The sequence below is a fragment of the Streptomyces sp. NPDC037100 genome (genome assembly GCF_055606225.1).
The window spans coordinates 1,112,486-1,132,569 of record NZ_JBVJSX010000001.1 but is presented as its reverse complement, the minus strand read 5'-3'; the positions used below and the strand labels follow the sequence as shown (position 1 = coordinate 1,132,569).

Here is a 20,084-nt window from a genome sequence, read left to right as displayed (position 1 = left end):
GTACTGCAGGGGGGACCCTGTGGGAGAGTAGGACGCCGCCGAACAATTTTTGGGAAAACCCCCGCATCTTCGGATGCGGGGGTTTTCTGCGTTTACGGGCCCCCTTTCGGGGGCTCGCTGTTTGTCATAGGCGTCCGGCTGCCTTCAAGGCCAAGTACGCATCCGCCAACGCCGGCGCCAGGTCGTCCGGCGTGGCGTCGACGACCGTGACGCCGTGGCGGCGGAGTTGCTCCGCGGTGCGGTGTCGTTCCGACTGGGCCTGAGCGGCTGCGGCTGCCTCGTAGACGGCGTCCACATTTCCGCGGGCCTTGGCCATTTCACTGATGTGCGGATCCGCTACCGATGCCAGCAGGACCGTGTGGCGCTGGGTGAGCTGAGAGAGGACCGGGAGCAGGCCCTCCTCGACGGGGGCCGCGTCCAGGGTCGTGAGCAGGACGATCAAGGAGCGGCGAGGGGACGTGCGCAGGGCGGTGGCCGTCAGGCCCCGGGCATTCGTCTCGACGAGTTCCGGCTCGAGTGTGGCCATCGCGTTGACCAGAGCGGGAAGGACATCGCCTGCGGTGCGGCCCTGGACGAGGGCGCGGACCTTCCGGTCGTAGGCGAGGAGGTCCACGCGGTCGCCGGCGCGGGAGGCGAGGGCTGCGAGGAGGAGGGCCGCATCCATCGACGCGTCGAGGCGGGGTGCGTCGCCCACGCGGCCGGCCGAGGTGCGGCCGGTGTCCAGGACCAGCAGGATGTGGCGGTCGCGCTCGGGGCGCCAGGTACGTACGGCGACTGTGGTCTGGCGGGCTGTGGCGCGCCAGTCGATGGAACGGGTGTCGTCGCCTGGGACGTATTCGCGCAGGCTGTCGAACTCCGTGCCCTCGCCGCGGGTGAGGACGCTGGTGCGGCCGTCCAGTTCGCGTAGGCGGGCCAGTTTCGAGGGCAGGTGCTTGCGGCTGGTGAACGGGGGCAGGACGCGTACCGTCCACGGGACCTTGTGGGTGCCCTGGCGGGAGAAGAGGCCGAGGGGGCCGTAGGAGCGGATGGTGACGCGGTCGGATCGGCGGTCGCCTCTGCGGGTGGGGCTGAGGCGGGTGGTCACGCGGCGGCGTTCGCCCGGGGGGATCGTGAGGCGGTGGCGGGAGACCGCCCCCTCCGTGCCCGGCTGCCAGCTGCTGGGGGGCCAGGCGTCGCGGAGCCGGGCACGGAGGGGGCGCCGGGACGGGTTGGTGACCGTGAGCGTCACGTCCGCCGTGTCGCCGAGGCGTACGGAGGTGTCGCCGGAGCGGGTCAGGCCCAGTTGGCGTACGGGGGCGGCCAGCGCGAAGTCGCAGGCGCAGGCCACGGCCAGCGGGGCGTTGACCGCAAGGATGCCCGTCCAGCTGGGCTCCCAGATGCCGACGGGGAGGGAGCCCAGGGCCGCGAGGAGGGCGGCGCGTCCGGTGAGCGCCATCAGCGGGGGACGGGGACGTGGGCGAGGATCGCGTTGATGACGGAGTCGGCCGTCACGCCTTCCATCTCGGCCTCCGGGCGCAGTTGTACGCGGTGCCGGAGGGTGGGGAGGGCGAGTGCCTTCACATCGTCGGGGATGACGTAGTCGCGGCCGGTCAGCCAGGCCCAGGCGCGGGCGGTGGCCAGGAGGGCCGTGGCGCCTCGGGGGGAGACGCCGAGGGTGAGGGACGGCGACTCGCGGGTGGCGCGGCAGATGTCGACGACGTAGGCGGTGATCTCCGGGGAGATCGTCGTCTTGGCGACCGCGGCGCGGGCCGCCTCCAGGTCGGCGGGGCCCGCTACGGGGCGTACGCCGGCGGCGTGGAGGTCGCGTGGGTTGAATCCCTCGGCGTGGCGGGTGAGGACGTCGATCTCGTCCTGGCGGGAGGGGAGGGGGATGGTGAGTTTGAGGAGGAAGCGGTCCAGCTGGGCTTCCGGGAGGGGGTAGGTGCCCTCGTACTCGACCGGGTTCTGGGTCGCTGCGACCAGGAACGGGTCGGGGAGGAGGCGGGGGGTGCCGTCGACGGTGACCTGGCGTTCCTCCATGGCTTCCAGGAGGGACGACTGGGTCTTGGGGGGCGTGCGGTTGATCTCGTCGGCGAGGAGGAGGTTGGTGAAGACCGGGCCGGGCTGGAAGGAGAACTCGGCGCTGCGGGTGTCGTAGACCAGGGAGCCGGTGACGTCGCTGGGCATGAGGTCGGGGGTGAACTGGACGCGTTTGGTGTCGAGTTCGAGGGCGGAGGCGAGGGCGCGGACCAGGAGGGTCTTGGCCACGCCGGGGACGCCTTCGAGGAGGACGTGGCCGCGGCAGAGCAGGGCGACGACGAGGCCGGTGACGGCGGGGTCCTGGCCGACCACGGCCTTGGCGATCTCGGCGCGCAGGGCCTCCAGGGCGTCTCGGGCGGTGCCCGGGTCCCCGGTGTTCCCGGCGTTGTCAGTGGTCGGGTCCATCATGGACGGCGTACCTCTCTTTCGAGGGCGTCGAGTCGGTCGGCGAGTGCGATGAGTGCTGCGTCGTCGCTGGGCGGTGGTCCGAAGAGGAGGGCGTGCAGGTCCTGGCCGTCGCCGTGGAGGTGGGCGGACAGGGCGGGGAGCAGGGCCTCGGGCGCGTGCGCCTGGGTGACGGGGACGCCTGTGAGGGGGGCGAGGCGGGTGCGGGTGGTGGAGCGGAGAGCGTTGGCCGCGCGGTCGCGGGCGTCGGTCTTGCGGTAGAGGCGGGCGCGGCCTTCGGCTGTTTCGGAGGCGCGGATCGCGACGGGGAGTTTTTCGGGCACCAGGGGGCCGAGTCGGCGTGCCCGCCAGAGGGCGGCCAGGGCTGCGGCGATGAAGAGCTGCAGGGTGCCCCAGAGCCAGCCCGAGGGGAGCAGGTCGAAGAGGCTGCGTTCGTCGTCGGGGCCGGAGGCCGACGCGTCGGAGAGCGAGGGGAGGTACCAGACCAGATGGGGGCGCGAGCCGAGGAGTTGCAGGGCGAGCGAGGCGTTGCCGTGCTCGTCGAGGCGGTCGTTGAGGAGGATGTCGGGCGCGCCGAGGGCGATGGTGTCGCCGTCCCCGAGCTGGTCCGGGATGCGCATCAGGGTGGCCAGGCGTTCGCTGGGGTAGCACGCGTCGGCGCCGAGGTGGGTGGTGGAGTAGCGGACGCCGCCCGTGTCGGCGGTGCCGGCGCGCCGGGCGGCGGGCAGGTCGCAGTCGGGGGCGAGCGTCGAGTCGAGGCTGGTGGCGGGGTCGGCGGTGACGCCGGGGGCGAGCCGTTCGATGGAGGCGCTGCCGGAGGCGACCAGGACGGTGCGGCCGTGGGATTCGGCGAACGCGTTGTGCAGCCGGGTCTGCTGACTGGGAGTCAACAGGTCGGGGACGGCGACCAGAAGGGTGGTGTCCGGTCCGGCCGCGGCGGCTGCTTCGTCGAGGGTGGTGACCACGCGGGTGTCCACGCCCCGGTCGGCGAGGAGTTCGGCGACGGCGCGGCTGCCGTGCGGATCGGCGGAGCGCGGGTCGAGTTCGCCGTGGCGGGCGTCGGAGCGGATGACGGCGATGGCGATCGCTCCCGCGAGGAGCACCACGAGGGCGAGGGCGATGCCGCGCGCGCGGGCCCACACCTGGCGGGCGGTGGGCGAGGCCGAGGTGGACGTGAGGGTGGCCTCGGTGGTCATTCGGCGGCTCCCGGGCGGGTGTGGGGGGCCGTGGCGGCGCTGCTCGTCGCGAGCTGGGGCTTGGTGCGTTCCAGGTCGCGGTCGAGTTCGGCGATGCGGTGGTACGACTGCTCGGTCGCCGAGCGGCCGCCGTATGTGACGTCGTCGAAGTCGCGGGCGGCGGTGCGCAGTCGGTCGGTGTGGGCGGGCAGGGCGCGTCCGGCTTCGGCTGCGGCCTCGTCGGCGGTGCGGCCCGGGCGGACGTCGAGGAGGGCGCGTTCCTCGAGGGCGCGGACGAGGGCCCGCATGCGTTCCTGGACGGCCTGGCTCCAGTGGCCCTGGGCGGCGTGTGCCTCGGCGGCGGCGCGGTGGTCGGCGGCGCTGCGGGGGCGGTCGTCGAACAGGGCTGCGGACGAGATGGGTTGGCGGCGTGGGGTACCCAGGCGCCACCACAGGGCGGCCAGGACGGCGATGACGGCCAGGACGATGACGAGCAGACCGAGTGTGCCGCCGGGGGTGGCGTCCGAGGCGGCGTTGAGGAGTTCGCCGAGCCAGTCCCAGAAGGCGTCGAGGGCGCGCTGGAAGAGGCTGGGGTCGTTCTCGTGGTACATCCGCTTGGACAGCTCGCGCCGGGCCGCCTCGCGAGCTGGGTCGCGCGGCGTGGTGAGGGGCGGCTCATCCGCGGAGCGGGCCGATGACAGCAGCGTGCTGTCGTGGGCGCTCAGCAGCGTCCGTATGCCGGCGCGTGGCAGCGCCGTGGTGAGAAGTTCCCCCGCCCGGCTCACCGCATCAGCTCCCCGGGGTGGCGCCGGGGGCGGTGGAGCCGTAGCCCTGGACGCCGGCGGCGCGGGCCAGTTCGAGGTCGAGGGCCTCGCGGCGGATGCGCTGGTCGATGTAGAGGAGCACGGTGACACCCGCCGTGATCGGGAAGGTGATCATGGAGCCGATCACCGAACCGATGCCGCTGATGATGAGGAACGTCCAGCCCAGGCTGCCGACACCGGTGTTGAGCCAGCCGGTGAGGCCGTCGCCGCTGAGGGCCGCGGCGAGGAGGGTGAAGGGGATGACGATGATCGAGGCGACGACGTTCGCGATGAGCGTGGCGAGCAGCTGGATGCCGAAGATCCGCCACCAGGTGCCCTGGACGAGCTTCGCGGAGCGGCTCATGGCCTTCTTGATGCCCTGCTTCTCCAGCATGAGAGCGGGAGAGGCGAGGGAGAAGCGGATCATCAGCCAGAGTGCGACGATGCCGGCGCCGATGACGCCCAGGACGGTGAGGCCGACGCCTGCTCCGCCGTTCACGGCGACGCCGACGAGGATGCCGGGCAGGGTGCCCACGGTGACGATGCCGGCGGTGATGAGCAGCAACAGGCAGATGAGACCGAAGAGTTTGAGGACCTGAGGGCGGGCGTCCCGCCAGGCCTCGCCGATGGTCACCGGCCTACCGAGTACGGCGCGGCTGGTGACGGTGGTGAGCAGGGCGGTCGCGATGACGGTGCCGACCAGGGAGAGCACGAAGACGACGGTGGAGTTGAGCAGGGCGTCGCCCATGGCGCGGCTCAGCTCGCTGAGGCTGGCGCTGGGGTCGTTGAGGGCGTCGGTGCTGGTGTCGTCCAGGACCAGGCCCTGGAAGAGGACGACGATGACCTCGGTGAGGACGGCGACGGTCAGCGAGATGCCCAGGACCGTGCGCCAGTAGGTGCGCATGGTGGAGACCGCGCCGTCGAGGATCTCGCCCACGCCGAGCGGGCGGAGCGGGATGACGCCGGGCTTGGCGGCGGGCGGGGGACCGCCCCAGCCGCTTCCCCAGCCGCCGTGGCCTGCGGGGGCGCCGTACCCGCCGGGGCCCGCGGGGCCGTGTCCGCCGGGGGGTTGGTGGCCCCAGCCCGGGCCGGGGGGCGGGGGTGGGGGCGCCTGGCCGGGGGCGTTCGGGCCGCTGGGGGCGGACCACTGGGAGGGGGGCGGCTGCTCCTTGGACCACTGCGGGCCCGGGCTCTGCGGGGTCTGGGCCGGCTGGTCCGCGGGCTGTGCGGAGGTGGGGCGGTCGGTGGGCTCGGCAGGGCCGGACTGGTCCGGCTTCTGCCCGTCGGACGGGGCGGATCCGGGCGAGGCCCAGCCCGGAGTGTCGTTCATCGTCGCTCCTTCACGGTGCCCGTCCGCGGTCGCGGCGGCAGGTTGGCAGCCATCGTGCCATGGGGTGGTCTTGGAGTGACCGGCCGCGGTATGGGCTGCGTACCTTCAATTGTCCGCTCGATAGGGGGCAGACTGACGGCATGGCTGATCAGTACGCGCACAGCGGCGATGACAAACGGCCGACCGAGATCCCGGCGATCCGCTGGGAAGAGCCACCGGAAGGCCCTGTTCTGGTCCTGCTGGACCAGACGAGGCTGCCGGCCGAGGAGGTCGAACTGGTCTGTACGGACGCGTCCGCACTCGTGGAGGCGATTGGCTCGCTCGCCGTGCGCGGAGCGCCGCTGCTCGGCATCGCGGGGGCGTACGGCGTCGCGCTCGCCGCCGTGCGGGGCTTCGACGTGGGCGAGGCGGCGGCCGCGCTGGCGGGTGCCCGGCCGACCGCGGTGAACCTGGCCGTGGGGGTGCGCCGGGCGCAGTCGGCGTACGAGGCGGCGTTCGCCAAGGACGGTGACGTCCGGCAGGCGGCCGCGGCGGCGCTGGCCGCGGCACGGCAGCTGCACCGGGAGGACGCCGAGGCCAGCGGCCGGATGGCCGAGCACGGGCTGACGCTGCTGAACGAGCTGCTGCCCGGTGGCGGGCACCGGGTCCTCACCCACTGCAACACCGGTTCGCTGGTGTCGGGCGGCGAGGGGACGGCGTTCGCGGTGGCGCTCGCGGCGCACCGGACGGGGCGGCTGCGGCGGCTGTGGGTGGACGAGACGCGGCCGTTGCTGCAGGGCGCCCGCCTGACGGCGTACGAGGCGGCCCGCAGCGGGATGGCGTACACGCTGCTCACCGACAACGCGGCGGGGTCGCTGTTCGCCGCCGGGGAGGTGGACGCGGTGCTGATCGGGGCGGACCGCATCACGGCGGACGGTTCGGTGGCGAACAAGGTCGGGAGCTATCCGCTGGCGGTGCTGGCGCGGTACCACCATGTGCCGTTCATCGTGGTGGCGCCGGTGACGACGGTGGATCTGGACACGGCGGACGGGGCGTCCATCGAGGTGGAGCAGCGGCCCGGGCACGAGGTGACCGAGGTGACGGCGCCGCAGGTGCAGGTGGTCGGTACGGAGGCGGGCGGCGGGATTCCGGTGGCGCCGCTGGGGACGCAGGCGTACAACCCGGCGTTCGACGTGACCCCGCCCGAGCTGGTGACGGCGATCGTCACGGAGGAGGGTGTCGTTTCGCCTGTGACGGCTGAGGCACTCGCGGAGGTGTGTGCGCGGTCGCGCCGGGTGACGGCGGGCTGAGCCGGGCGCTGCGAGGGTGCGCGGGGTGGGGGCGGGCCCCGGCGTCCCCGCCTCTCGACCCTGCCGGAGATCATCTGCGGGCGGGCGAGGGCAGACAGTAGCGCTTGCTGCGACTATGGTCACTGGCCGGTGACCTACCTCACCACTGCCTTCGCCACTGTTATGAGAATGGGATGATGTCGTTTATGAAGGGACGAGTCCTTGTCGTCGACGACGACACCGCACTGGCCGAGATGCTCGGCATTGTGCTGCGTGGTGAGGGTTTCGAGCCGTCGTTCGTGGCCGACGGTGACAAGGCGCTGGCCGCGTTCCGTGAGGCCAAGCCCGATCTGGTGCTGCTCGATCTGATGCTGCCCGGCCGGGACGGCATCGAGGTGTGCCGTCTGATCAGGGCGGAGTCGGGTGTGCCGATCGTGATGCTGACGGCGAAGAGCGACACCGTCGACGTGGTCGTGGGCCTGGAATCCGGTGCCGACGACTACATCGTCAAGCCGTTCAAGCCGAAGGAGCTGGTGGCCCGGATCCGGGCGCGGCTCAGGAGGTCGGAGGAGCCCGCTCCGGAGCAGCTCGCCATCGGTGACCTGGTCATCGACGTGGCGGGGCACTCCGTGAAGCGGGACGGGCAGTCGATCGCGCTGACGCCGCTGGAGTTCGACCTGCTGGTCGCGCTCGCGCGCAAGCCGTGGCAGGTGTTCACGCGCGAGGTGCTGCTCGAGCAGGTCTGGGGCTACCGGCACGCGGCGGACACGCGGCTGGTCAACGTCCATGTGCAGCGGCTGCGCTCCAAGGTCGAGAAGGACCCGGAGAAGCCGGAGATCGTGGTGACCGTCCGTGGCGTCGGGTACAAGGCAGGGCCGAGCTGACATGTCCGGCGACAGTGCCGCTTCGGCGCCCGGCCGGTCCGGGGCCCGCCCGGAGCGGCCTGTCGGGCGGAAGAGGTCAGGCTCCCGCTGGGGGCGGTTCCTGGAGAGCGGGCTGCTGCTCCAGGGCGGAATGCAGGGCAGCCCGGTCATCCGCCTGTTCATGCGGTGGGTGCGCCGGCCGCTGTTGCCCGTCATGCGGCTGTGGCGGCGCAACATCCAGCTCAAGGTCGTCGTCACGACGCTGCTGATGTCGCTGGGCGTGGTGCTGCTGCTGGGCTTCGTCGTCATCGGGCAGGTGCGCAACGGTCTGCTGGACGCCAAGGTGAAGGCGTCCCAGAGCCAGGCCACGGGTGGGTTCGCGGTGGCCAAGCAGCGGGCCGACGAGGCCGCGAGCGGCACGGGCGACGATGTCGCCACGGTGGACGGCCGGCCCGCGCAGAACGTCATCCAGTGGATGAGCGACCTCGTCTCGTCCCTGTCCAGCGGTGGCCAGGGCGCCTTCGACGTGGTCACGCTCCCGGCCTCCGACGCGGACGGCACCGGCGGGCGCGGACCGCGTGCCTCGGGCGAGGTGAACTGGAGCAAGAGCGTGCCCGCCGACCTGCGTGAGCGGATCGGCAGCAGCACGACGGCCGCGCAGAGCTACACGCGGATCATCTACAACAACGAGACCCAGGACTCCCAGCCGGGCCTTGTCATCGGCAAGCAGGTCAACGACCCCAACGGCGACCCCTACCAGCTGTACTACCTCTTCCCGCTGACTCAGGAGGAGAAGTCGCTGAGCCTGGTCAAGGGCACGCTGGCGACGGCCGGGCTGTTCGTCGTCGTCCTGCTCGGGGCCATCGCGTGGCTCGTCGTGAGGCAGGTCGTCACGCCGGTGCGGATGGCGGCGGGGATCGCCGAGCGGCTGTCGGCCGGGCGGCTCCAGGAACGTATGAAGGTCACCGGCGAGGACGACATCGCACGGCTCGGTGAGGCCTTCAACAAGATGGCGCAGAACCTCCAGTTGAAGATCAGCCAGCTGGAGGACCTGTCGCGGATGCAGCGCCGGTTCGTGTCGGACGTGTCGCACGAGCTGCGTACGCCGCTGACGACCGTACGGATGGCCGCGGACGTCATCCACGAGGCGCGGGAGGACTTCGACCCGATCACCGCGCGGTCGGCGGAGCTGCTGGCCGACCAGCTGGACCGGTTCGAGTCGCTGCTCGCGGACCTGCTGGAGATCAGCCGGTTCGACGCGGGCGCCGCGGCTCTGGAGGCGGAGCCGATAGACCTCAGGGACGTCGTACGGCGGGTGGTCAGCGGGGCCGAGCCGCTCGCGGAGCGCAAGGGCACCCTGATCCGCATCCGCGGGGACCAGCAGCCCGTCGTCGCCGAGGCCGATGCGCGGCGCGTGGAGCGGGTGCTGCGCAACCTCGTCGTCAACGCCGTCGAGCACGGCGAGGGCAAGGACGTCGTCGTCAAGCTCGCCGCGGCGGGTGGTGCGGTCGCCGTGGCGGTACGGGACTACGGGGTCGGGCTCAAGCCCGGTGAGGCGACCCGGGTCTTCAGCCGCTTCTGGCGGGCCGACCCGGCACGCGCGCGTACGACGGGTGGTACGGGGCTGGGGCTGTCCATCGCCCTGGAGGACGCGCGGCTGCACGGCGGCTGGCTGCAGGCGTGGGGCGAGCCGGGCGGCGGCTCGCAGTTCCGGCTGACGCTGCCCAGGACGGCCGACGAGCCGCTGCGGGGCTCCCCGATACCGCTGGAGCCCAAGGACTCCCGGCGGAACCGGGGTCTCGACGACGCCGGACTGCCGTGCGGCGGGGACGGCGAGAAGCGGGCGACCGTACCGGCGCAGCCGGCGAGCGGACCGGCGACCCAGGGGTCGAAGCGGGACCCGATACCCCCGCGTGTGGCCCCGACGGCGGACCCGACGGCCCTGCCCGGCAATGGTTCGCGCGTGGTGCCCCGGCCCGCCTCGGGTGCGCGACCGCAGGACGACGCGGCGAAGGACAAGCAGTTCGGCCCCGGTGAGGGCCCGAGCACCCGGGAGGGGGCCGGGCGCGACGGGGGTGCCGTGCGCGACGAGGGTGCCGGCGGCCGGACCGGACGGGACCCGGAGCCGAACGGGCCGCGGGACGAGGACAACGGCTCCACGGGCCCTGGCGGCCGGGAGGCCGCGCCGGGGGACGTGGACAGGCAAGGGGAGGCATCTCGTGGGCGCTGACCGCGAGGGGCGCGGCCGGCACAGGCCCGCGCGCGTGATGGCGTACGCCGCCGGTGGCGTCCTGGTGCTGGCGGGGTGTGCCTCGATGCCGGACAGCGGGGATCTGCGGGGCGTGGAGTCCACCCCGCGCCAGGAGACGCAGGTGCGGGTGTTCGCCGTGCCGCCGGGGGAGGACGCGCCTCCCTCGGAGATCGTGCAGGGCTTCCTCGAGGCGCTCACCAGCGACGATCCGCATTACAAGACCGCACGTCAGTACCTGACCGGCCAGGCCGCGAAGACATGGCGGCCCGAGGTGTCCGCCACGGTGCTGACCGACGGGCCGGGCGCCAAGCCCGAGGCGGGGGGCGGCGGGGAGGCCACGGGCGAGATCTCGTACATGCTGACCGGCACCAAGGTCGCCACCGTCGACGCGCAGCAGGCGTACGCGCCCGCCACTGGGGCGTACGGCAGGAGCGTGCACCTGACGCAGGACGCCAAGCGGCAGTGGCGGATCGACGCCTTGCCGCAGGGCGTCGTCATGGGCGAGTCCGACTTCCAGCGCAACTACATGTCCCTCAGCAAGTACTACTTCGCTTCGAACACCTCCGCGGCCGGGTCGAGCGCCCAGCCCACGGCGGTCGCCGACCCCGTCTATGTGCGCCGGCGCGTCGAGCCCATGACGCAGATGGTGAGTTCCCTGCTCAAGGGGCCCACGCGGTGGCTCGGGCCGGTGGTCAGGTCGAGCTTCCCCACCGGTACGGCCCTGGCGAAGAACGCCGGCGCGCTGACGCCGGACGACCGGAACAGGCTGACGGTCCCGCTCAACGACAAGGCCGCGGGCATCGGAGCGAGCCGGTGCCGGGAGATGGCCGCCCAGATCCTGTTCACGTTGCGCAATCTCAGCCCGGCCGTGGACGAGGTGGTGCTGCGGGCCGACGGGGCGGAGCTGTGCTCGCTCACGCAGGACGGGGCCGACACGGCCGCGACCAGGAGCTCGGCGCGGCACCCCGACTACCTGTACTTCGTGGACGGCGAGCACCGGCTCGTACGGATCCCCGCGGGCAACAGCGGCACCAAGCCGGACCCGGCGCCCGGAGCGCTCGGCGAGGGCGAAACGGCGCTGCGGTCGGCGGCGGTCTCGCGTGACGAACACACCGCGGCCGGGGTCAGCCTCGACGGCAAGTCGCTGTACGTGGGATCGCTGGTCTCGGGCGGTTCGCTGGGCGAGCCGGTGCTGCGCAGCCGGGGTGGTGCCGAGAAGGACCGGCTGACGACCCCCAGCTGGGACGCGGACGACGGCTTGTGGGTGGCCGACCGCGACCCCGACCATCCCCGGCTGGTCTTCTTCCAGGAGGGCAAGGGCGACCCGGTGGAGGTGCGCATGCCGGACCTGGGCGGACGGATCCAGTCCGTGCGAGTGGCCGCCGACGGGGTACGGATCGCGCTGGTCGTGGAGAAGGGCGGCAAGAAGACCCTGCTCGTCGGGCTGATCGAGCGCGACGAGAGGCCGGGCGGGAAGCCGGCCGTCAGCGTGGCCGAACTGCGCTCCGCTACGCCGGAGTTGGAGGAGGTCACCACCATGTCGTGGGCCGGGGACAGCCGGCTCGTGGTGGTCGGGCGCGAGCACGGCGGGGTGGAGCAGATGCGGTACGTCCAGATCGACGGCTCCACGCCGGACGTGCCGGCCCCCGCGGCCCTGGCCGGAGTCAAGGAGGTCACCGCCTCCGAGGACGACCAGCTTCCGCTGGTGGCGTACTCGGTGGACGGCATCGTCCGCCTTCCGTCGGGCGAGCAGTGGCAGAAGGTGACGGAGGGGACGGCGCCGGTCTATCCGGGGTGAGGCGTGGGCGCTCCGGTGGCAGGGGTGACCGGGGTGTGCGGGGTTCGGGCGGCCGCTGCTGGCGAGGTCGGTCTCGTCGGGGGCGGCCGTCGGCGTGCCCGAAGCTGCTTGTGACTTCTGCGGGCACCGCTCGTCCCGGTCTGTCGGTTCCCCTGACGGCACCGCTCGGGTTCGCTGTGATTCCTGAGGGTGTCACTCGTGTGGGGGACGTGCAGGTGGCGGAGCGGTTGGTCGTCCACAGGCAGTTGTCCACAGGGGTGGCGGGCTCCGGCCCGTGTCGGCACAGTGGTGGCCATGCGGGGGTGGTGGCAGGACCTGACCGAACTGGTGCTGCCGGGCGAGTGCGGGGGCTGCGGGATGCCTCGTACGGTGCTGTGCGCGCGGTGCCGTGCGGTGCTGAGCGGAGGAGCGGTGCATCGGGTGCTGCCGGTGCCGGAGCCGCCGGGGCTGCCGTGGGTGTACGCGGCGGCGCCGTATGCGGACGAGGTCCGGGCGACGCTGCTGGCCCACAAGGAGCGGGGTGCCCTGGCGCTCGCGGGGCCGCTCGGGGTGGCCCTGGCGGGAGCCGTGTACGCGGGGCTCCGGGGCGTCCCGGTTTCGGCGGGGGCCGGGGTGGCGTGGCCCCGGGGCGGCGGGGTTCCCGTGCTGCTCGTGCCGGTGCCGTCCGGGCGGCGGGCCGTGCGGGCCCGGGGGCATGATCCGGCGCGGCGGATCGCGCTCGCGGCGGCGGGTGAGTTGCGGCGGAGGGGGCTTCCGGCCCGGGTGGTCGGTGTGCTGCGGCAGCGACGGGGCGTGGCCGACCAGTCGGGGCTCAACTCCCGGCAGCGACTGGCCAATCTCGCGGGCGCGCTGGCGGTGGTGCCGGGAGGTGACCGGCTGCTCCGCGGCGGGCCGGTCGTCCTCGTCGACGACGTGATGACCACGGGGGCGTCCCTGGCGGAGGCCGCGCGCGCCGTGCGGGCGGCCTCGCACGGGTCTCGGACGCCGCCCGGGGCGACGGGGCCGATTTGGAACGATGCAGGAACTTCGGCCGTGTACGGGGGAGAGACCTGGGAAAGCAGAGAGGAACAGAACGTCGGATCAAGGCGGGAGAGGACGGGCCGGCGGCCCGCCCGGCAGGTGAATGCGGGGGTGGTCGACGCCGACGGAGTCGTTGACGTGGCGTGCGCGGCAGTGGTCGCGGCCTCACCGGACTCTTTCGAAATGAACCGGAACTGACTGAGATCTTGTGTCGTTGCAGGTAACGAGAGGGCCTTTTCACCTGAACGGAGGTACGCCGCAGTAGAGGGTGACGACATCCGGCCGGGCGAGATATGTTCGGTTGAGAGGGAAAGCCGCAGGCCACACCTCTTCAATCCGAATGCCGTACTGCGGGTTTTTTTCATCACTCGCGGCGGTGGAGTGGAGATCTCGCTCACGGGGGAGGAGGTGGAAGTCACCGAGTCCGAGGTTCCGGGACTCACCGGAGCCTGGTGCAAAAGGGAGACGCTCCGCACCGAAGCGGAGCGATCCGGGAACGGAGTTCTGCGTGGACATCGTCGTCAAGGGCCGCAAGACCGAGGTGCCCGAGCGGTTCCGGAAGCACGTGGCCGAGAAGCTGAAGCTGGAGAAGATCCAGAAGCTCGATGGCAAGGTGATCAGCCTCGACGTCGAGGTGTCCAAGGAGCCCAACCCCCGGCAGGCCGACCGCTGTGACCGAGTGGAGATCACGCTCCGCTCCCGTGGCCCGGTGATCCGGGCGGAGGCAGCGGCGAGCGATCCGTACGCGGCGCTCGACCTGGCGGCGGAAAAGCTGGAAGCGCGGCTGCGCAGGCAGCACGACAAGCGGTACTCGCGCCGTGGTGCGCGCCGGATCCCGGCCGCCGAGGTCGCCGACCACGTCCCGGGCGTGGCGACGCTCAACGGGAACGGCCTGGTGCCGACCTCCGAGGAGGAGCCCGAGGCCGTACCCACGAAGAAGATCGGCTCGCTGGAAGTGCAGGGTGACGGTCCCATCGTCGTCCGTGAGAAGACGCACGTCGCAGCACCCATGACCCTCGACCAGGCTCTCTACGAGATGGAGCTGGTCGGGCACGACTTCTATCTGTTCGTCGACTCCGAGACCAAGGAACCGAGTGTCGTCTACCGACGGCACGCCTACGACTACGGCGTGATCCACCTCAGCACGGACACGATGGTCACACAGGCGCACTCTCCCGACGCGGGTGGTGCGCTCGGCGGCTGACCATGCCGGGTGACAGCGGAACAGGTGCCCCTGGAGCGCGTGTGCGCCCCCAGGGGCACCTCCGTGCGACCACTACGCGCCCCGCTCCGGCACCCCGGTGCCGTCCAGGCATGAAATCATGATGACCACGGCCCAACCGGTGGGTCGTTGCTCTGGGTTGGCGATGGCTCAGGACCTCAAGGCCACAGCCTTCAGGGGGAGGAACGATGGCGGACAGCTTCGGACCGATGCGTGACGGGGATGCCGACGACGGCGTCGTCGGCATGGGCCCGGACTCGGGGACTCCACGCAAGGAACCGATCAGAGTCCTCGTGGTGGACGACCACGCCTTGTTCCGTCGTGGCCTTGAGATCGTGCTCGCCGCCGAGGAGGACATCCAGGTCGTCGGGGAGGCGGGCGACGGCGCCGAGGCCGTCGAGAAGGCCGCCGACCTGCTGCCCGACATCGTCCTGATGGACGTGCGGATGCCCAAGCGGGGCGGGATCGAGGCGTGCACCTCCATCAAGGAGGTGGCACCCAGCGCAAAGATCATCATGCTGACGATCAGCGACGAAGAGGCCGATCTCTACGACGCCATCAAGGCGGGTGCGACCGGCTATCTCCTCAAGGAGATCTCCACGGACGAGGTGGCCACCGCCATCCGCGCGGTGGCCGACGGGCAGTCGCAGATCAGCCCGTCCATGGCGTCGAAACTCCTCACCGAGTTCAAGTCGATGATCCAGCGCACGGACGAACGGCGTCTGGTGCCCGCACCGCGCCTGACCGACCGTGAACTCGAAGTCCTCAAGCTCGTCGCCACGGGTATGAACAACCGGGACATCGCCAAGGAGTTGTTCATCTCCGAGAACACCGTGAAGAACCACGTCCGCAACATCCTGGAGAAGCTGCAACTGCACTCCAGGATGGAAGCGGTGGTGTACGCGATGCGGGAGAAGATCCTCGAAATCCGCTAGGGGCCGGTCTCAGCCGAGAGCACGGGCGAGTTCCTTCGCCAGGGGCTCGCGCAGGCCCGGCGTGTCGACCCGTTCGACGCGGACGTCCGTGCAGTCCACCCAGGTCGCCGCCTCCACCAGGGCCTGGGCGACGGCCGGGACCGCCTTGGGGCCGTCGAGCGTGACCTGCTTGGCCACCAGGGTGCGACCCTCGCGGGCCGGGTCCACGCGGCCGACGAGACGCCCGCCGGCCAGTACCGGCATCGCGAAGTAGCCGTACACACGCTTCTGTTTGGGGACGTAGGCCTCCAAGCGGTGTGTGAAGCCGAAGATCCGCTCCGTGCGCGCCCGCTCCCAGATCAGGGAGTCGAAGGGCGACAGGAGCGTGGTGCGGTGGCGGCCGCGCGGGGGCGTCTCCAGGGCCGCGGGGTCGGCCCACGCGGGCTTGCCCCAGCCCTCGACCACGACCGGGACCAGACCCGAATCGGCGATCACCGCGTCTACCTGCTCACCCTTGAGACGGTGGTAGTCGGCGATGTCCGCGCGCGTCCCGACTCCCAGGGAGCGGCCGGCCAGGCGGACCAGGCGGCGCAGGCACTCGGTGTCGTCCAGCTCGTCGTGCAGCAGCTCCTCGGGAATGGCGCGCTCGGCGAGGTCGTAGAGGCGCTTCCAGCCGCGGCGCTCCACGCAGACCACCTCGCCGTGCATCAGGGCGCGTTCGACGGCGACCTTGGAGCCGGACCAGTCCCACCAGTCGTTCGTCTTCTTCGCGCCGCCCAGCTCCGTCGCCGTGAGGGGGCCTTCGGAGCGGAGCTGCTTGATGACCTGGTCGTAGGCGCCGTCGGGGAGTTCGTGATTCCAGTGCGGGCGGTTGCGGTAGGCGCGGCGGCGGAAGGCGAAGTGGGGCCATTCCTCGATGGGCAGGATGCACGCGGCGTGCGACCAGTACTCGAAGGAGTGCGTGTCCTGCCAGTAGGCGTTCTCCACCGTCTTCCGGCCCACCGCGCCCAGGCGGGCGTACGGGACGAGTTCATGGGAGCGGGCCAGGACCGAGATGGTGTCGAGCTGTATCGCGCCCAGGTGGCGGAGGATGCCGCGGACGCCGGAGCGGCGGTCGGGCACTCCGAGGAAGCCCTGGGCGCGGAGCGCGATTCTCCGGGCCTCGTCGGCGGAGAGCTCAGCGGTGGGGCGCGGGGTGGTCATGGTCGCAGAGTAGGGGGTGGGACTGACAAGGCGGTGTGACCTGCGGATTTACCAGGGTGGCCGAGACGGTCAGCGCGCGGGCAGGTACGGGGCCGTCGACGGCAGGCCCATGTCCGAGGGGAGCAGGGAACCCACCCAGGTGTCGTGGCGTACTCCCTTGTTGTTCGTGGCGGACCGCAGTGTGCCCTCGATCGTGAAGCCCGCTCGTTCCGCCACCGCGCGGGAAGCCCGGTTGCCCACGGCCGCCCGCCATTCGACGCGGTCGAGCGCGGCATGGGTGAAGGACCAGCGGCAGGCGGCGAGGGCGGCCTCGGTGACGTAGCCGTTGGCGCGGTGCTGCTTCGCGGCCCAGAAGCCGATCTCGCCCATGCCCAGGGCGCGCATCGTGATGCTGAGCATGCCCGCCAGTTCTCCGGAGTGCAGGAAGACGCCGAAGGTGAGCATGGAGCCGTCCGCCCAGCCGTCCGGGACGAGTTGTTCCGTGAAACTCCGGGCGTGCTCGCGCAGGTAGGGCGAGGGGATCGTGGTCCAGCGCTGGATGTCGGGGTCCTGGCAGGCGTCGTACACCGCGTCGGTGTCCTGCGGGCCCACCGTGCGCAGCAGGAGGCGGTCCGTGGTGAGGGTGACGGGGTCCATCGGCCGATTCTGCTCGGCGGCGGACCACAGTGCCATCTGTTTTGCTCTCGGTGAGGGAGCGATCACGCTTTGTGCAATTCGGTGGAGAGGTGCGGCACTATCCGGGGGTGCTGCACGTTGTCCCCTTTGAAGCAGACGTGAATCAGAATTGAAGCAGCGGACGGTCGCCGTCACGGCAGGCCCTCCCGGCGCGGCGGGGTCCTCGCATACGATGGCCGTTGCTCAGTAAGTCAAGTGGTAACCGACCGTCCCAGGCCCGACCGGCAAGGAGACCAACCCCCGTGTCCGTCCTCTCGAAGATCATGCGTGCAGGCGAAGGCAAGATCCTGCGCAAGCTGCACCGCATCGCGGACCAGGTCAACTCCATCGAAGAGGACTTCGTCGACCTCTCCGACGCCGAGCTGCGCGCTCTCACCGATGAGTACAAGCAGCGCTACGCCGACGGCGAGACCCTGGACGACCTGCTGCCCGAGGCGTTCGCCACCGTCCGCGAGGCCGCCAAGCGCGTCCTCGGCCAGCGTCACTACGACGTGCAGATGATGGGCGGCGCGGCCCTGCACATGGGCTACGTGGCCGAGATGAAGACCGGTGAGGGCAAGACCCTCGTCGGCACACTGCCGGCGTACCTGAACGCGCTGTCCGGCAAGGGCGTCCACATCATCACGGTCAACGACTACCTGGCCGAGCGTGACTCCGAGATGATGGGCCGCGTCCACCGGTTCCTGGGGCTCGAGGTCGGCTGCATCCTCGCCAACATGACGCCGGCTCAGCGCCGCGAGCAGTACGCCTGCGACATCACGTACGGCACGAACAACGAGTTCGGCTTCGACTACCTGCGCGACAACATGGCGTGGTCCCAGGACGAGCTCGTCCAGCGCGGCCACAACTTCGCCATCGTCGACGAGGTCGACTCCATCCTCATCGACGAGGCCCGTACGCCGCTGATCATCTCCGGCCCGGCCGACCAGGCCACCAAGTGGTACGGGGACTTCGCGAAGCTGGTCAAGCGCCTCAAGCGCGGCGAGGCCGGCCAGCCGCTCAAGGGCATCGAGGAGACCGGCGACTACGACGTCGACGAGAAGAAGCGCACGGTCGCCATCCACGAGTCCGGCGTCGCCAAGGTCGAGGACTGGCTGGGCATCGACAACCTCTACGAGTCGGTGAACACCCCTCTGGTGGGCTACCTGAACAACGCCATCAAGGCCAAGGAGCTCTTCAAGAAGGACAAGGACTACGTCATCATCGACGACGAGGTCATGATCGTCGACGAGCACACCGGACGTATCCTCGCGGGCCGCCGCTACAACGAGGGCATGCACCAGGCCATCGAGGCGAAGGAAGCGGTGCCGATCAAGGACGAGAACCAGACGCTCGCCACGATCACCCTCCAGAACTTCTTCCGCCTCTACAAGCGCCACGATCACAACGGCAAGGAACAGCCCGGTCTGTGCGGCATGACCGGTACGGCCATGACCGAGGCCGCGGAGTTCCACCAGATCTACAAGCTCGGCGTGGTGCCGATCCCGACCAACCGGCCGATGGTCCGCAAGGACCAGTCCGACCTGATCTACCGCACCGAGGTCGCCAAGTTCGAGGCGGTCGTCGACGACATCGAGGAGAAGCACCGCAAGGGGCAGCCGATCCTCGTCGGTACCACCTCCGTCGAGAAGTCCGAGTACCTCTCGCAGCAGCTCAGCAAGCGCGGCATCCAGCACGAGGTGCTCAACGCCAAGCAGCACGACCGGGAGGCGACGATCGTCGCCCAGGCCGGCCGCAAGGGCGCCGTCACGGTGGCCACCAACATGGCCGGCCGTGGTACGGACATCAAGCTCGGCGGCAGCCCGGAGGACCTCGCCGAGGCGGAGCTGCGCCAGCGCGGCCTCGACCCGGAGGAGCACATCGAGGAGTGGGCGCACGCCCTGCCCGAGGCGCTGGAGCGGGCCGAGAAGGCCGTCCAGAACGAGAAGGACGAGGTCGAGAGGCTCGGCGGGCTCTACGTGCTCGGCACCGAGCGGCACGAGTCGCGGCGCATCGACAACCAGCTTCGCGGTCGTTCCGGCCGTCAGGGCGACCCGGGCGAGTCGCGCTTCTACCTCTCCCTCGGCGATGACCTGATGCGCCTGTTCAAGGCCCAGATGGTCGAGCGCGTCATGTCGATGGCGAACGTCCCGGACGACGTGCCGATCGAGAACAAGATGGTCACGCGCGCGATCGCCTCCGCCCAGTCGCAGGTCGAGCAGCAGAACTTCGAGACCCGTAAGAACGTCCTGAAGTACGACGAGGTCCTCAACCGCCAGCGCGAGGTCATCTACGGCGAGCGGCGCCGCGTCCTGGAGGGCGAGGACCTGCACGAGCAGGTGCAGCACTTCATGGACGACACCATCGACGCCTACGTCCAGGCCGAGACCGCCGAGGGCTTCCCGGAGGACTGGGACCTCGACCGGCTGTGGGGCGCTTTCAAGCAGCTCTACCCGTGCGATGTCACCGTCGAGGAGCTGGAGGAGGCGGCCGGCGACCGCGCCGGGCTGACCGCCGAGTTCATCGGCGACTCCATCAAGGACGACATCCACGAGCAGTACGCGGCGCGTGAGGCGCAGCTCGGCTCCGAGATCATGCGCGAGCTGGAGCGCCGGGTCGTGCTGTCGGTCCTGGACCGCAAGTGGCGCGAGCACCTCTACGAGATGGACTACCTCCAGGAGGGCATCGGCCTGCGCGCCATGGCGCAGAAGGACCCGCTGGTCGAGTACCAGCGCGAGGGCTTCGACATGTTCACCGCCATGATGGAGGGCATCAAGGAGGAGTCCGTCGGCTACCTGTTCAACCTGGAGGTCCAGGTCGAGCAGCAGGTCGAGGAGGTCCCGGTCGAGGACACCAAGCCGGTGGCCGACCTGGAGAAGCGCGACGCGGTGCCGGCCCAGGCGGGTTCCCGTCCGGAGATCCGTGCCAAGGGGCTCGACGTCCCGCAGCGGCGCAACCTCCACTTCTCCGCGCCGACGGTCGACGGTGAGGGCGGCACCATCGAGGGCGACTTCACCGAGGACGGCGAGCCGGTGCGCTCCGAGGCCGACGGCCTGACGCGTGCGGAGCGGCGCAAGCAGGCGCGGGGCCGGGGGCGTCGCAAGAAGTGACGGTTGCCGCGTAGCGGCTTGAGGGGCCGGACACCCGCGGGTGTCCGGC

At 71.2% G+C, this 20,084-nt stretch carries 15 protein-coding genes; 8 read left to right on the top strand and 7 right to left on the bottom strand.

The annotated features are described in order from the left end of the window. Positions 1 to 124 precede the first annotated feature (124 nt). Genes ACZ7EG_RS05070 through ACZ7EG_RS05050 form a run of 5 tightly spaced genes read right to left on the bottom strand, consistent with a single transcriptional unit; the run spans position 125 to position 5,732 of the window. Complete coding sequence (locus ACZ7EG_RS05070) at positions 125 to 1,435, bottom strand: DUF58 domain-containing protein (RefSeq protein WP_471072381.1); 1,311 nt, start codon at positions 1,433 to 1,435, stop codon at positions 125 to 127. After that, positions 1,435 to 2,424 carry an AAA family ATPase gene (locus tag ACZ7EG_RS05065; protein WP_361925588.1) on the bottom strand — a complete coding sequence of 330 codons (990 nt, stop codon included), beginning with the start codon at positions 2,422 to 2,424 and terminating at the stop codon, positions 1,435 to 1,437. Before ACZ7EG_RS05065 ends, ACZ7EG_RS05070 begins: the two co-directional genes overlap by 1 nt. Continuing rightward, positions 2,424 to 3,620, bottom strand: coding sequence for a DUF4350 domain-containing protein (locus ACZ7EG_RS05060; protein WP_471072378.1), 1,197 nt, complete (start codon positions 3,618 to 3,620; stop codon positions 2,424 to 2,426). Before ACZ7EG_RS05060 ends, ACZ7EG_RS05065 begins: the two co-directional genes overlap by 1 nt. Further along, complete coding sequence (locus ACZ7EG_RS05055) at positions 3,617 to 4,384, bottom strand: DUF4129 domain-containing protein (protein ID WP_471072375.1); 768 nt, start codon at positions 4,382 to 4,384, stop codon at positions 3,617 to 3,619. The genes ACZ7EG_RS05060 and ACZ7EG_RS05055 overlap by 4 nt, the downstream gene beginning before the upstream one ends. Before the next feature lie 4 nt (positions 4,385 to 4,388). After that, entirely contained in the window at positions 4,389 to 5,732 is a 1,344-nt protein-coding gene (locus ACZ7EG_RS05050; RefSeq protein ID WP_471072372.1) for a DUF7847 domain-containing protein, read from the bottom strand. 140 nt (positions 5,733 to 5,872) lie between these two features. Here ACZ7EG_RS05050 and mtnA point away from each other — a divergent pair, with 140 nt between their 5' ends. The 7 genes from mtnA to ACZ7EG_RS05015 all read left to right on the top strand — a co-directional run bounded on the left by mtnA (position 5,873) and on the right by ACZ7EG_RS05015 (position 15,089). Continuing rightward, a complete protein-coding gene (gene mtnA / locus ACZ7EG_RS05045) occupies positions 5,873 to 7,021 on the top strand; it encodes an S-methyl-5-thioribose-1-phosphate isomerase (RefSeq protein ID WP_471072369.1) in 1,149 nt (382 codons plus the stop codon). A gap of 173 nt (positions 7,022 to 7,194) precedes the next feature. After that, entirely contained in the window at positions 7,195 to 7,884 is a 690-nt protein-coding gene (gene mtrA, locus ACZ7EG_RS05040; protein WP_009188938.1) for a two-component system response regulator MtrA, read from the top strand. Position 7,885: 1 nt separating this feature from the next. Next, complete coding sequence (gene mtrB / locus ACZ7EG_RS05035) at positions 7,886 to 10,093, top strand: MtrAB system histidine kinase MtrB (RefSeq protein ID WP_471072366.1); 2,208 nt, start codon at positions 7,886 to 7,888, stop codon at positions 10,091 to 10,093. Continuing rightward, positions 10,083 to 11,912: an LpqB family beta-propeller domain-containing protein gene (locus tag ACZ7EG_RS05030; protein ID WP_471072363.1), complete on the top strand. Its 1,830-nt coding sequence runs from the start codon at positions 10,083 to 10,085 to the stop codon at positions 11,910 to 11,912. Before mtrB ends, ACZ7EG_RS05030 begins: the two co-directional genes overlap by 11 nt. A 294-nt stretch (positions 11,913 to 12,206) precedes the next feature. Beyond that, positions 12,207 to 13,130, top strand: coding sequence for a ComF family protein (locus ACZ7EG_RS05025; RefSeq protein WP_471072360.1), 924 nt, complete (start codon positions 12,207 to 12,209; stop codon positions 13,128 to 13,130). A 310-nt stretch (positions 13,131 to 13,440) separates the two neighbouring features. Continuing rightward, positions 13,441 to 14,136, top strand: coding sequence for a ribosome hibernation-promoting factor, HPF/YfiA family (gene hpf / locus ACZ7EG_RS05020; RefSeq protein ID WP_362038616.1), 696 nt, complete (start codon positions 13,441 to 13,443; stop codon positions 14,134 to 14,136). Positions 14,137 to 14,342: 206 nt separating this feature from the next. Beyond that, positions 14,343 to 15,089 (top strand): response regulator transcription factor, encoded by a 747-nt coding sequence (locus ACZ7EG_RS05015; protein ID WP_362038614.1) that lies wholly within the window; start codon positions 14,343 to 14,345, stop codon positions 15,087 to 15,089. 9 nt (positions 15,090 to 15,098) lie between these two features. Here the strand turns inward: ACZ7EG_RS05015 and ACZ7EG_RS05010 are convergent, their stop codons facing one another. Both ACZ7EG_RS05010 and ACZ7EG_RS05005 read right to left on the bottom strand, forming a co-directional pair. Beyond that, entirely contained in the window at positions 15,099 to 16,271 is a 1,173-nt protein-coding gene (locus ACZ7EG_RS05010) for a winged helix-turn-helix domain-containing protein (RefSeq protein WP_471072355.1), read from the bottom strand. Positions 16,272 to 16,340: 69 nt separating this feature from the next. Then, positions 16,341 to 16,907 (bottom strand): GNAT family N-acetyltransferase, encoded by a 567-nt coding sequence (locus tag ACZ7EG_RS05005; RefSeq protein ID WP_471072352.1) that lies wholly within the window; start codon positions 16,905 to 16,907, stop codon positions 16,341 to 16,343. Between the two features lie 281 nt (positions 16,908 to 17,188). Between ACZ7EG_RS05005 and secA the strand changes: the two genes are divergently transcribed. Continuing rightward, positions 17,189 to 20,035, top strand: coding sequence for a preprotein translocase subunit SecA (secA, locus tag ACZ7EG_RS05000; RefSeq protein WP_471072349.1), 2,847 nt, complete (start codon positions 17,189 to 17,191; stop codon positions 20,033 to 20,035). The last annotated feature ends 49 nt before the right edge of the window (positions 20,036 to 20,084 follow it).

Excerpts from the sequence above, each read along its gene's own strand:
- ACZ7EG_RS05070 (WP_471072381.1), bottom strand. The coding sequence starts at position 1,435 with ATGGCGCTCACCGGACGCGCCGCCCTCCTCGCGGCCCTGGGCTCCCTC.
- ACZ7EG_RS05065 (WP_361925588.1), bottom strand. The coding sequence starts at position 2,424 with ATGGACCCGACCACTGACAACGCCGGGAACACCGGGGACCCGGGCACC.
- ACZ7EG_RS05060 (WP_471072378.1), bottom strand. The coding sequence starts at position 3,620 with ATGACCACCGAGGCCACCCTCACGTCCACCTCGGCCTCGCCCACCGCC.
- ACZ7EG_RS05050 (WP_471072372.1), bottom strand. The coding sequence starts at position 5,732 with ATGAACGACACTCCGGGCTGGGCCTCGCCCGGATCCGCCCCGTCCGAC.
- mtnA (WP_471072369.1), top strand. The coding sequence starts at position 5,873 with ATGGCTGATCAGTACGCGCACAGCGGCGATGACAAACGGCCGACCGAG.
- mtrA (WP_009188938.1), top strand. The coding sequence starts at position 7,195 with ATGATGTCGTTTATGAAGGGACGAGTCCTTGTCGTCGACGACGACACC.
- mtrB (WP_471072366.1), top strand. The coding sequence starts at position 7,886 with ATGTCCGGCGACAGTGCCGCTTCGGCGCCCGGCCGGTCCGGGGCCCGC.
- ACZ7EG_RS05025 (WP_471072360.1), top strand. The coding sequence starts at position 12,207 with ATGCGGGGGTGGTGGCAGGACCTGACCGAACTGGTGCTGCCGGGCGAG.
- ACZ7EG_RS05015 (WP_362038614.1), top strand. The coding sequence starts at position 14,343 with ATGGCGGACAGCTTCGGACCGATGCGTGACGGGGATGCCGACGACGGC.
- ACZ7EG_RS05010 (WP_471072355.1), bottom strand. The coding sequence starts at position 16,271 with ATGACCACCCCGCGCCCCACCGCTGAGCTCTCCGCCGACGAGGCCCGG.
- ACZ7EG_RS05005 (WP_471072352.1), bottom strand. The coding sequence starts at position 16,907 with ATGGACCCCGTCACCCTCACCACGGACCGCCTCCTGCTGCGCACGGTG.